Source organism: Virgibacillus carmonensis (genome assembly GCF_057836705.1).
On sequence record NZ_JBYQFJ010000003.1, the window covers coordinates 247,936 to 260,955 of the forward strand.

The 13,020-nt window shown below is 36.1% G+C and carries 14 protein-coding genes; all 14 read left to right on the top strand.

Annotated features, from left to right (window positions below):
- The first annotated feature begins 90 nt into the window (after nucleotides 1-90).
- The gene (gene rimP, locus AC3G7N_RS03915; protein WP_489420830.1) at nucleotides 91-561 is read left to right on the top strand and encodes a ribosome maturation factor RimP; all 471 of its coding nucleotides are present in this window, start codon (nucleotides 91-93) and stop codon (nucleotides 559-561) included.
- Nucleotides 562-575: 14 nt separating this feature from the next.
- A complete protein-coding gene (gene nusA, locus AC3G7N_RS03920; RefSeq protein ID WP_489420831.1) occupies nucleotides 576-1,682 on the top strand; it encodes a transcription termination factor NusA in 1,107 nt (368 codons plus the stop codon).
- 12 nt (nucleotides 1,683-1,694) lie between these two features.
- Nucleotides 1,695-1,976, top strand: coding sequence for an RNase P modulator RnpM (gene rnpM, locus AC3G7N_RS03925; protein WP_489420832.1), 282 nt, complete (start codon nucleotides 1,695-1,697; stop codon nucleotides 1,974-1,976).
- Nucleotides 1,966-2,265, top strand: a complete 300-nt coding sequence (locus AC3G7N_RS03930; RefSeq protein WP_489420833.1) for a L7Ae/L30e/S12e/Gadd45 family ribosomal protein — start codon at nucleotides 1,966-1,968, stop codon at nucleotides 2,263-2,265. The genes rnpM and AC3G7N_RS03930 overlap by 11 nt, the downstream gene beginning before the upstream one ends.
- A gap of 16 nt (nucleotides 2,266-2,281) precedes the next feature.
- The gene (gene infB / locus AC3G7N_RS03935) at nucleotides 2,282-4,399 is read left to right on the top strand and encodes a translation initiation factor IF-2 (RefSeq protein ID WP_489420834.1); all 2,118 of its coding nucleotides are present in this window, start codon (nucleotides 2,282-2,284) and stop codon (nucleotides 4,397-4,399) included.
- Between the two features lie 5 nt (nucleotides 4,400-4,404).
- Entirely contained in the window at nucleotides 4,405-4,674 is a 270-nt protein-coding gene (locus AC3G7N_RS03940; protein ID WP_489420835.1) for a DUF503 domain-containing protein, read from the top strand.
- Between the two features lie 84 nt (nucleotides 4,675-4,758).
- Entirely contained in the window at nucleotides 4,759-5,103 is a 345-nt protein-coding gene (gene rbfA / locus AC3G7N_RS03945; protein ID WP_489420836.1) for a 30S ribosome-binding factor RbfA, read from the top strand.
- Nucleotides 5,104-5,266: 163 nt separating this feature from the next.
- Complete coding sequence (truB, locus tag AC3G7N_RS03950) at nucleotides 5,267-6,169, top strand: tRNA pseudouridine(55) synthase TruB (RefSeq protein ID WP_489420837.1); 903 nt, start codon at nucleotides 5,267-5,269, stop codon at nucleotides 6,167-6,169.
- A gap of 85 nt (nucleotides 6,170-6,254) precedes the next feature.
- A complete protein-coding gene (locus AC3G7N_RS03955; RefSeq protein WP_489420854.1) occupies nucleotides 6,255-7,193 on the top strand; it encodes a bifunctional riboflavin kinase/FAD synthetase in 939 nt (312 codons plus the stop codon).
- Nucleotides 7,194-7,341: 148 nt separating this feature from the next.
- Nucleotides 7,342-7,611 carry a 30S ribosomal protein S15 gene (gene rpsO / locus AC3G7N_RS03960; RefSeq protein ID WP_489420838.1) on the top strand — a complete coding sequence of 90 codons (270 nt, stop codon included), beginning with the start codon at nucleotides 7,342-7,344 and terminating at the stop codon, nucleotides 7,609-7,611.
- Nucleotides 7,612-7,966: 355 nt separating this feature from the next.
- A complete protein-coding gene (locus tag AC3G7N_RS03965) occupies nucleotides 7,967-10,078 on the top strand; it encodes a polyribonucleotide nucleotidyltransferase (RefSeq protein WP_489420839.1) in 2,112 nt (703 codons plus the stop codon).
- 310 nt (nucleotides 10,079-10,388) lie between these two features.
- Nucleotides 10,389-11,342 (top strand): polysaccharide deacetylase family protein, encoded by a 954-nt coding sequence (locus AC3G7N_RS03970; RefSeq protein WP_489420840.1) that lies wholly within the window; start codon nucleotides 10,389-10,391, stop codon nucleotides 11,340-11,342.
- Between the two features lie 38 nt (nucleotides 11,343-11,380).
- On the top strand, nucleotides 11,381-12,601 hold the full coding sequence (locus AC3G7N_RS03975; RefSeq protein ID WP_489420841.1) for a M16 family metallopeptidase: 1,221 nt from the start codon (nucleotides 11,381-11,383) through the stop codon (nucleotides 12,599-12,601).
- 107 nt (nucleotides 12,602-12,708) lie between these two features.
- Entirely contained in the window at nucleotides 12,709-12,942 is a 234-nt protein-coding gene (locus tag AC3G7N_RS03980; protein ID WP_489420842.1) for a YlmC/YmxH family sporulation protein, read from the top strand.
- Nucleotides 12,943-13,020: the final 78 nt, after the last annotated feature.

Below are 13,020 nucleotides of genomic sequence, written 5' to 3' on the forward strand. Positions count from 1 at the left end.
TTTATTTTGAAAAAACATAAGGATTGAAATGAAAATTGGTAGTTTTGTTCATAATAAGAAATAAATACAACTGAATAGAGGAGGATTGTTTTGAGTTCCCAAGTAATTAAAAATACTGAAAGTCTGTTGCAACCGATTTTAGAAGAAAAAAATCTGGAACTAGTTGATGTTGAATATGTAAAAGAAGGTAAAAATTGGTTTCTACGTGTCTATATTGATAAAGAAGGTGGAATCGATATAGCTGAGTGTGGAGAGGTTTCAGAGCAGTTAAGTGAGAAGTTAGATGAAACAGATCCAGTCACAGATGCTTACTTTTTGGAAGTTTCATCTCCAGGAGTAGAACGTCCACTGAAAACAGAAGCTGATTTCGAAAAAAACCTAAATAAAAATGTTTTTGTAAAGCTATATGAACCTATTGATGGCGCTAAAGAGTATGAAGGAACCCTAAAAGATTTCACCAATAAAATTGCACATATAGAATACAAAGTGAAAACTAGACAAAAAGTAGTTGAAATTCCGTTTACTAAAATAGCTAAAGCAAGAATAGCAGTTACGTTATAAGGGGGAATAGAATAGTGAACAGTCAGTTGTTTGATGCGATTGATTATTTGGAAAAGGAAAAAGGTATTAATAAAGAGATATTATTAGAAGCTCTTGAAGCAGCTTTGATTTCCGCTTATAAGAAAAACTTTAAATCAGCATCAAATGTGCGAGTAGATTTAGATGAAAAAGCAGGAACAATGCGTGTGTTTTCAAGAAAAACAGTTGTAGAAGCAGCTGAAGATTTACAAGAGGAAATCTCTTTAGAAGAGGCAAAACAGATAGACCCTAACTATGAAATTGAGGATATTATTGAACTTGAAGTAACACCAAAGGATTTTGGGAGAATTGCTGCCCAAGCTGCAAAACAGGTAGTTACACAACGTGTGCGTGAAGCAGAGCGTGGCGTAATTTTTAGTGAATATGCAGATCGGGAAGAAGACGTAATGACAGGTATCATTCAACGCCTGGACCCACGTTTTGTATATGTGAATTTAGGGAAAATTGAGGCTAAATTACCGGAAGCTGAACAGATGTCAGTTGAAGAATACAATGTCCATGATCGTTTAAAAGTTTTTGTTACGAAAGTGGAGAACACGAGCAAAGGTCCACAAATATATATTTCCAGATCACATCCAGGGCTACTGAAACGGTTATTTGAAATGGAAGTACCTGAAATATATGATGGCACTGTTGAAATTAAGTCAGTTGCACGTGAGGCAGGAGACCGTTCTAAAATATCTGTTTACGCTAGTGATCCAGAAGTAGATCCTGTTGGTTCATGCGTAGGCCAAAGAGGACAGCGTGTGCAAGCTATTGTTAATGAACTTAAAGGTGAAAAAATTGATGTTGTAGAATGGTCAGATGATCCAGTCGTATATGTTTCAAACGCACTGAGTCCTTCTAAAGTGGTTGCAGTGCTAATAAATGAAGAAGCGAAAGCTACAACGGTTATTGTACCTGATTACCAATTATCACTTGCAATCGGTAAGCGTGGACAAAACGCTCGATTAGCTGCAAAGCTAACCGGTTGGAAAATTGATATCAAAAGTGAATCTGAAGCGTTAGAAGAAGGTTTACTGAATAATTCAACTGATGAGAGCAGCACTTATTCTGACGATGATGAAGAACTGTTTGAATAAGGAGGATGACCAATGGCACAAGCAAGAAAAGTTCCACAGCGTAAATGTATCGTAACAAACGAAATGAAATCTAAAAAAGAACTGATCCGTATTGTACGTAATAAGGATGGAGAGGTTTTTGTGGATGAAACGGGAAAGAAAAATGGCCGTGGCGCATATTTATCGAGAGATCTAAGTGTTATTGAAAAAGCTGAAAAAAATAATGTGCTAAATCGTCATTTAAACACTGAAGTTGATGCATCTATTTTCGATGACCTTAAGCAACTAATTTCAGGAAATAACCATGAAAAATAATTATTTGAATATGATTGGTCTGGCTTATAGCGCCAGAAAATGTTCGCTTGGTGAAGAAGTAGTTAAAGATATAAGAAAGAAACGAGCGAAACTTGTTTTATTAGCGAGCGATACTGGCCCACAGACAAGTAAAAAAATCACAGATAAATGTAACACGTATGAAATACCTTTACGAATAGTAGATGACAAAGAGACGTTGTCAAACGCTATTGGTAAATCAGAAAGAGTAGCAATTGCAATTTTAGATGCAGGTTTTGCCGCTAAGATAAAGTCGTTACTCGATAATTAAATTCGGGGGTGAACGTATGACTAAAATGCGCGTATATGAATATGCTAAGCAACAAAATACGACAAGCAAAGATGTCATTCAAAAGTTAAAGGAAGTAAATGTAGAAGTATCAAATCACATGTCTACTATTTCAGACGATATAAAAGGTAAGTTAGATGATAAATTCAAAACTAAACAACAATCAACCACATCTAACACTAATAACAAATCTGAGAATAAAAATGTGAAAAAGCAAGAAAATAAAGGGAAACCTTCAAACCAGCAATCAAATCAAAAAAATAATAGAAATCAGCCAAACAACAGAAATCAATCAAGTAAACATCGGAATAAAAAAGGGAACAACTATTCAGCTCCAAAGCAACAACCAGTTATAAAGGAAATGCCTAAAGAGATTAAGTATAGTGAAACACTAACTGTAAGCGAGCTCGCTGCTAAATTGAACAAAAAAGAAGCAGAAATTATCAAAAAATTGATGGGCCTTGGTGTTATGGCTACGAAAAACCAAGATCTTGATGATGAAACTGTTGAATTATTATGTGGTGATTTTGATGTCGCGGTTGAGAAGGAATTTATTCTAGAAGACACAAATTTTGATAAATATAAACAAGAAGATAACATAAGTGATTTACAAGAACGACCTGCTGTAGTAACAATTATGGGACATGTTGACCATGGTAAAACGACGTTACTTGATTCCATTCGCCATACTAAAGTAACAGAAGGTGAAGCAGGAGGAATCACACAACATATTGGTGCTTACCAAGTAGAAAATGATGGGAAAAAAGTAACTTTTCTTGATACACCTGGCCATGCGGCATTTACAAGTATGCGTTCAAGAGGAGCTCAAGTTACCGATATAGCTATTTTGGTTGTTGCAGCTGATGATGGTGTAATGCCACAGACAGTTGAAGCGATTAACCATGCAAAAGCAGCCGAAGTACCAATTATTATTGCGGTAAATAAAATGGATAAAGAAGGCGCTAATCCTGATCGTGTTATGCAAGAGTTAACAGAGTATGAACTTGTTCCAGAGGACTGGGGCGGAGATACTATTTTTGTTCAACTTTCTGCTGTTAAGCGAGAAGGTATTGATGATTTATTAGAAATGATTTTGCTTGTATCTGAAGTGGAGGAATTGAAAGCAAATCCTAAATCAAATGCGTTCGGAACAGTTATTGATGCCCAGCTGGATAAAGGTAGAGGTTCAGTTGCAACGTTACTCGTTCAAAATGGTACATTACGAGTAGGGGATTCTATTGTTGTCGGAAATACCTTTGGTCGAATTCGTGCAATGGTAAATGACCTTGGTAAGCGTGTTAAGGAAGCTGGTCCTTCAACTCCTGTAGAAGTAACTGGATTAAATGATGTACCACAAGCAGGCGATCAATTTCTTGTGTTTGATGATGAGAAAAAGTCACGCCAAATTGGTGAAGCCCGTCAACAGAAACATATTCAAGAAAATCGTGGCGAACAAACAAAGGTTAGTTTAGATGATTTATTTGAACAAATTAAACAAGGGCAAATGAAGGAAATTAACATTATTATCAAAGCAGATGTTCAAGGATCTGCTGAAGCATTAGCAGGCTCTCTTCGAAAAATTGAGGTAGAGGGTGTTAAGATTAAAATTATTCATACAGCTGTTGGTGCAATAACAGAATCCGATATCATTCTGGCATCGGCATCAAATGCGATTGTAATTGGCTTTAATGTGCGTCCAGATGTCAATGCTAAAAAGACTGCGGACTCCGAAAAAGTAGATGTACGATTACATCGTGTTATTTACAAAGTTATTGAAGAAGTAGAATTTGCTATGAAAGGTATGCTTGATCCGGAATATGAAGAAAAAGTTGTCGGGCAGGCTGAAGTACGTGAAATCTTTAAGGTTTCAAAAATTGGAACAATCGCTGGAAGTTATGTGATAGATGGTAAAATTACACGTAACTCAGGGATTCGTGTCATTCGCGATGGTATTGTACAATTTGAAGGTGAATTAGATACGTTAAAACGTTACAAAGATGATGCCAAAGAAGTAGCACAAGGTTATGAATGTGGTATTACTGTTAAAAACTTTAACGATATTAAAGAAGGCGATGTAATTGAAGCTTACGTCATGCAGGAAATTGAACGCAAATGATCCTAATGGCAGAAGTAGAATGTATGTTGTACAACACGCATTCTTTGAAAGATAAGCGATCAGTTTTAAAAAGAATTATGAGCAAGCTGAGGCAAGACTTTAATATAGCGATTACCGAGCTTGATTATCATGATCTATGGCAACGAACGAAATTTGGAATTGTTACAATTTCTACTAGTCATACACATGCAGAACAAATTATCCAAGAAGTATTTCGGGTGATAGACGACTATTCGGAAATGGAACGTACCATTACGCAAGTTGAAAGAATATAATTTTTAATAAAGTATGATAAGAAACGTTGACATAGTTATGAAAAACAATTATGTCTTGTTTCAAATTAAGAGGTGACTGTAATAATGAGTGAAGTGCGTGCAAACCGTGTTGCAGAACAAATGAAAAAGGAACTCGGTGAAATTATTAGTCGTAAACTTAAGGATCCACGTATAGGTTTTGTTACTATTACTGACGTTGAGGTAACAGGCGATTTGCAACAAGCAAAAATTTTCATCTCTGTGTTAGGGGATGAAAAACAAAAACACGAAACGCTGGTGGGTCTGGCAAAAGCTAAAGGCTTCATTCGGTCGGAGATTGGGCAAAGAATTCGGTTGCGTAAAACACCAGAGCTTATTTTCGAATTTGATGAAGCACTGGAATATGGAAACCGTATTGAAGGTATATTACGCGATTTGAATAAGAAGTAATGCTGACATAATTGGAGATCTGACACCTGCACTACCAACGCAGGGTCAGATTTTTCCTTGTATTAAGAACATATATAATTTCCTTGTAGAGGAAAAACGATAGCTTTCGCGATTACTTCTTGGCGATGAGCCAATTTACTCAAATGATATGGAGGCAATTTCAATGGATGGCATATTACCATTATGGAAGCCTAGAGGGATGACATCACATGATTGTGTAGCAAAAATCAGAAGATTATTTCGAACAAAAAAGGTTGGGCATACAGGAACACTGGATCCAGAAGTAGAAGGTGTTCTTCCTATTTGTATCGGACAGGCCACAAAAATTGTCCCGTATTTAACTGACACAAGCAAAGTCTACATAGCCGAGCTCAAACTGGGCAGTTCTACTGACACTGAGGATGCACATGGTAAGGTAATAGAAAAGAAAGAAGTTAAGTGTATACCTTCATCAGAGGAAATTGAAATGGTATTAAATAAGTTTAAAGGGCGAATCGTTCAGGTTCCACCAATGTATTCGGCTGTAAAGGTCAATGGAAAGAAGCTGTATGAATATGCGCGTGCTAACGAGGCAGTTGAACGGCCAAAAAGAGAAGTAAGTATCCAACAATTACAACTATTAGATGCAAAAGAAAACAGTATCAAACTTAAAATTGTTTGCTCAAAGGGGACATATATTCGAACATTGTGCGTTGATATTGGTAAAGCCCTTGGTTACCCAGCACACATGTCTGATTTAGTGAGAACGGAAACAGGATCCTTTTCGAAAGAAGAAACAGTTACCTTTGAACAATTAGAGGAAAAGGAAAAAGTACAGCAGCATACAAATTTTTTGTTACCAATGATTAGAGGCTTATCACATTTAGATTATTACTCAGTTGATGAGGAAATGTCCAAAAAAGTCCTTTTTGGTCAAAAACTTCCGAAACCTATGATAGACTTAAAAACAAATCCATTTATTATTTTATATCAGAAGGAAATACTAGCGATCTATCAGGAACACCCTGATAAGACAGATCTAATTAAGCCAGTTCGTGTTTTTCCTTTATATTTTAAGGATGTATGAGATTTCAGAAACTACGGCCTTCGCCAATAGTACTTGGCGATAAACCAAGTTTTTCTAAGATGATAGAAAAGTGTAGGTGAAAAAAATGAGAACCATTGAGTTGACATATCCACATACGTTAGTACTGGAGGAACTTCCAAAAACGGTAGCAGCAATTGGCTTTTTTGATGGGATACATAGGGGTCATCAAAAAGTAATTCAAGCTGCTGTTACAAAAGCGAAGGAATCAAAAACAGAAAGTGCAGTCATTACATTCCATCCACATCCATCCGTTGTTTTAAAAAAAGAGACTGTACATGTGGAGTACATCACACCACTTCGGGAAAAACAAGAAATTTTACAGCAAATGAATGTTGATCGATTGTATATTGTTACATTTTCTAAAAAACTTGCATCGTTAAGTCCTCAAGAATTTATTGACCATTTTATCATTGGACTAAATATTCAGCACGTCGTTGCTGGATTTGATTTTTCATATGGTCATAAAGGTGAAGGGAACATGAATATTATCCATTCACATACAAGAGGTGCATTTGATTATACGACAATTGAAAAAGTTGAACTTGAGAATGAGAAAATAAGTTCTACTAAAATTCGTTCGCTTTTATCAAAAGGTAATGTTGCAAGTGTAAATAAATATCTTGGCAGAAAGTTATCCGTATATGGAACGGTGGTTGAAGGAGATAAACGTGGCAGAACTATTGGCTTTCCCACTGCAAACATGCGTGTAGGTTCCGAAGTATTACTACCAAAGATTGGTGTATACGCGGTTAAGATCCTATACAAAGGTGAAGTGTACGAAGGAATGGCTAATTTAGGTGTTAAACCGACATTTAAAGATAATGAAACAAAACCGACATTGGAAGTGAACATTTTTGATTATTCCAATGATCTCTATGGAGAAGAACTTCAACTTCAATGGTGTACATTTATACGTGATGAGAAGAAGTTCAATAGCGTTAATGAACTTATTGAACACATTAAAATGGATGAAAAACAAATACGCAATTACTTTTCCTGTTAATCGTATTCTTTTCTTTTTGTACATTATTACTTGCAATTTTATCTAATAAGATGTACGCTTAACATCGTAAAACCATTGCTTGGCAAGACGACACTCCGACGTTTGCTAGGGAATTGGGGATATAAAATAATAATAGGAGGTGAACCTAATGGCTATCACAAAAGATCGTAAGAATGAAATTATTAGTGAATATAAGGTTCATGAAAATGATACAGGGTCTCCAGAAGTACAAATTGCTGTACTTACTGCAGAAATCACAACATTAAATGAACACTTACGTACACACAAAAAAGATCATCATTCACGTCGTGGTCTATTAAAAATGGTTGGTAAGCGTCGTAACCTTCTTAACTATCTGCGTAATAATGATGTTACACGTTATCGCGAACTAATTAAAAGACTTGGTTTACGTCGATAAATTCTTTAAAAAGCGGGAGAAATCCTGCTTTTTTTATATTCATTTGTCTAGCAGTGTGAGCTAGCGATTCGAGAGGTAGGAAATAGACACCCCGATCCATAAAACCATGGCTCTAGGGTCTCTTGATTATGCTTTTCATCGCTGAAGCCCATTCCGCTTTTCTTTGTCTAGCTACGCGGGCTAGCGGTTCGTGACGTAAACAATAGACACTCCGGGCACGAAAAATTATGTGCTCTACGGTCTCTTGTTTACGCATTTCACCGCTGTGCAAGCCCGCTTCGCTTTTCTTGTTTACATACGAACATTTTATCTATAAAATATACTATAGTAGCTTTTGAAAGGAGTACTCAATCTAATGGCAGAAAAACAACTATTCTCCACTGAAATTGCTGGAAATAAATTCACAGTAGAAATTGGAGAACTTGCAAAACAAGCGAATGGAGCTTGTATGATTCAATATGGTGATACCTCAGTATTAACTGCTGCAACCGGATCAAAGAAACCTAAAGATTTACCGTTTTTCCCATTAACAGTTAATTATGAAGAACGTCTATACGCAGTAGGAAAAATACCAGGTGGTTTTATTAAACGTGAAGGGCGCCCAAGTGAAAAGGCTATTCTTGCATCACGTTTGATAGATCGTCCAATTCGACCTTTATTTCCAGAGGGCTTTAGAAATGAAGTTCAAGTTATTAGTACCGTAATGAGTGTTGATCAAGATTGTACATCGGAAATGGCAGCAATGATCGGTTCATCAATTGCACTAAGCATATCAGATATTCCATTTAGTGGACCAATTGCTGGTGTTGTTGTTGGACAAGTTGATGGTGAGTTTGTCATTAACCCAACTATTGAGCAACAAGGAAAAAGCGATATTGAACTTACCGTTGCTGGAACAAAGGATGCAATTAATATGGTTGAGGCAGGTGCAAACGAAGTACCTGAAGAAATTATGCTTGAAGCAATCATGTTTGGACATGAGGAAATAAAACGTCTAGTTGCATTCCAAGAAGAAATTATTGAAGCTGTTTCAAAGGAAAAAACAGATGTTATATTGTTTGAACTGGACCAAGACTTACTTGTGAAAATTGAAAGTGAGTATAAGGAAAAATTAGTTTTAGCAATTCAAGTTCATGAAAAACATGCTCGGGAAGAAGCTATTGAAGAAGTTAAAGCTAAAGTTTTGGAAGCATATGAAGAAGAAGAAGATAGCGTTATTAAACAAGTAAAATCTATTCTTGATAAGATGGTTAAAGATGAGGTTCGTCGTTTAATTACAAAAGAAAAGATCCGTCCTGATGGTCGTAAGCCAGATGCAATTCGTCCACTCACATCACGAATTGGCGTTTTACCAAGAACGCATGGTTCAGCTCTATTTACGCGTGGGCAAACACAGGCTTTAAGTATATGTACTTTAGGTGCATTAGGAGATGTACAAATCCTAGATGGTTTGGACTTGGAAGAGTCAAAACGATTTATGCATCATTACAATTTCCCTAAATATAGCGTGGGGGAAACAGGGCCAATACGTGGTCCAGGTCGTCGTGAAATAGGTCACGGTGCATTAGGGGAACGCGCACTTGAAAAGGTAATGCCATCAGAAACTGATTTCCCTTATACCATTAGACTTGTTTCAGAAGTATTAGAATCAAACGGCTCAACCTCACAAGCAAGTATTTGTGCAAGCACATTAGCTATGATGCATGCAGGAGTACCAATTAAAGCACCGGTTGCCGGTATTGCAATGGGACTTGTGAAATCAGGTGATGACTATACGATCTTAACGGATATTCAAGGTATGGAAGATGCTTTAGGTGATATGGACTTTAAAGTAGCTGGAACAAGTAAAGGTGTAACAGCATTACAAATGGATATTAAGATTGATGGGTTATCGAGAGAAATATTAGAAGAAGCATTAACGCAAGCTAAACATGGTAGACAACATATTCTGGGTCATATGCTTGAGACAATTGATAAGCCTAAAACAGAGCTTTCCGAGTATGCTCCGAAGATTTTAACAATGTCAATTAAACCTGATAAAATCCGTGATGTTATTGGACCAAGCGGAAAGCAAATCAATAAAATCATTGAGGAAACTGGCGTTAAAATTGATATTGAACAAGACGGTAGCGTGTTTATTTCTTCTATTGATGCAGCCATGAATGAAAAAGCGAAAAAAATCATTGAAGATTTAGTACGTGAGGTTGAAGTAGGTCAACTTTATTTAGGAACAGTTAAACGCATTGAGAAATTTGGTGCATTCGTTGAAATCTTCAAAGGTAAAGACGGATTAGTCCACATTTCAGAACTAGCTGAAGAACGTACGAACAAAGTTGAAGATGTTGTGTCAATTGGCGATGAATTTATGGTGAAGGTTAAAGAAGTGGATCATCAAGGAAGAGTTAATCTTTCGAGGAAAGCTGTACTGCTTGAACAAAAAGAAAAAAGTGAGAAATCAAGATCATAGTAAAGAATGAATGAAGAGGCTGGAGAACCAGTTTCTTTTTTTATTTGCCCATTTATTGGAAAAGTCAATGAGCAGTCGCCTTCGCTTTTCTCTGTCTAGTTCCATAGGCTAGCGACTTGAGACATAGTCAATAGACACTTCGAGCAAAAAGTTCGTGCGCTCTATGGTCTCTTGACTACGTTTGTCGTCGCTAAGCAAGCCTACTACACTTTTCATTGTCTAGCTGTGGCTCCTAGAAGCAGACGCCTCCGCTTTTCTTATCATATCTTGTCCTTTTCTTTCATATGATTGAAATGAGAGGGGGATAAGTATGTATAGATGGGTCATCCAAGCTTTTGTTTTTTTCTTATTGGTTGTTATTTCGTTTAATCCTTTAGCCAATCCTTTTGAATCCAAAAAAATTACTACATTCTCTGACATACAGCATTCCATGAAAAATAAGGATCCCTTGTACGATGAAATAACCGCAAAAAGTTCTGTATATAAAATCCCACCCCAAAACGCTGTAATCGACAAGGTATGGAAAAAGATTCCCGGTTTAAACGGTAGAGCAGTAAATATAGATAAATCCTATAAAAAAATGAAAAAGGATGGCGTTTTTAATAAAAAGCTACTTGTATTTGATGAGATCAAACCCAGTATTTCATTAAACGATTTACCACCCGCCCCAATTTATCGTGGAAATCCAAGTAAAAAAATGGTTGCTTTAATGATTAATGTTTCGTGGGGAACGGAATACATACCACCAATTTTAAATGTCTTAAAAGAGCAGCATGTAAAGGCAACGTTTTTTATCGAGGGAAAATGGGCTAAGAATAATGCAGAATATGTCCAAATGATAGCGGAACAAGGTCATGTAATTGGTAATCATGCATATAATCATCCTGATATGGCCCGCCTATCTGAACAAGAAATTATGGAACAAATAAAAAACACAAGTGATACACTTCAAGCTATTACTGGTGAAAAACCAACATTATTAGCACCACCAAGTGGAAGTTATACCGATCAAGTCGTAAAAGTAGCAGCTAGTTATAATATGGAAACAATTTTGTGGAGTGTAGATACCATTGATTGGAAGAATCCATCTGTATCTGTTATGATGAATCGAGTGACGCCAAAACTTCATCCAGGTGCAACGATTTTAATGCATCCTACTGAAGCAATCGTACGTGGTTTGAAAGATTTAATTACTGTAATACAAGAAAAAGAATACCATTTAGGTACAGTTGAAAGATTACTTTCTGAAGAACGTTTAAATTAAAAGGTTTTGAATGCACGTAATAATAGGAGGATTCATCTGTGATTGAAAAACATACATGTAAAAATGGTTTACGTATTGTGCAAGAAAAGATTTCCGCTGTAAGATCGGTAACAATTGGTATCTGGGTATTGACCGGATCTCGAAATGAAACAGATACGAATAATGGAATTTCGCACTTCCTTGAGCATATGTTCTTTAAAGGAACTGAGACAAGGTCAGCAAAAGATATAGCTGAAGCCTTTGATGCTATTGGTGGACAGGTAAATGCATTTACCTCAAAGGAATATACATGTTTTTATGCAAAGGTATTAGATAATCATAAAGAGTATGCCTTAGAAATTTTGGCTGATATGTTCTTTAATTCTTCTTTTGATGAAGAGGAAATGGAAAAAGAAAAGAAAGTTGTATTAGAAGAAATTAAAATGTATGAGGATACACCAGATGATATAATTCATGATCTTTTAGCACATGCATCCTACGGAGACCATCCATTAGGCTTTCCGATATTAGGGACAGAAACACATTTAAAATCGTTTAAACCTAATACACTAAGAAATTATATAGCTAATCGCTATACACCAGGTAACGTGGTAGTATCAGTTGCTGGAAACGTGGATGAATCCTATATTCGTAAAATAGAATCACACTTTGGTGATTTTGAATTAAATCAAAAGCATGAATCATTGGGAAAACCTGTATTTCATGCTAACCAAATGGAACGTAATAAGGAGACGGAACAAGCTCATTTATGTATCGGTTATGATGGATTACCAGTTGGTGATGATCTCACCTACAGTTTAGTTATTATGAATAATGTCTTAGGTGGGAGCATGAGTTCCAGACTGTTTCAGGATGTCAGGGAACAAAAAGGTTTAGCATACGCAGTATTTTCGTATCACTCTTCTTTCCTTGATAGTGGACTTCTAACAATATATGCTGGAACGGGGAAAGAACAATTACCATTATTACAAGAAACAATATCGAGTACTGTTAACGAATTAATTTCAAATGGACTGACAGATAAGGAACTGAAAAATAGTAAAGAACAATTAAAAGGTAATCTAATGCTAAGCCTTGAGAGCACAAATAGTCGTATGAGCAGAAATGGAAGAAACGAATTACTGCTTCAACGCCATCGTACACTAGATGATATGATAAAAGAAATTGAAATGGTTGATCACGGTACTATTCAAACTGTAATCGAAACTATGTTTAAATCAGAGCCATCGACAGCGTTGATCGCTCCAAAGCAAAACTAAAAGTTTAAAATAACCTATGTGTTTTGACATAGGTTATTTTTTTTTACATATAGTTATAATAGAGGTTGTTCAACGCACTAATACGTATACTAAATGAGGTGAGTAGGATGCGTTATAAAGATATCAGTGGTAAAGAAATTGTAAACGTAAGCCATGGTTCAAGGCTAGGTGTTTTGGGTGCAACTGATTTGGAAATCGACGAAAAAACCGGTCAAATCAGGTCTTTTATTATTCCTAACTACAAATGGTTTGGTTTAAAAAAAGAAGGTGCAGAAACAAAGATCCATTGGAACGCAATAAAAAAAATCGGAGAAGATATGATTATGATTGAAACAGATTGAAAATCGATTTAGATGAATAACGTAAGAGGCTGGGACATAACTAGCCAAAAATAACTTAAAAATGGTTCCGATCATCGG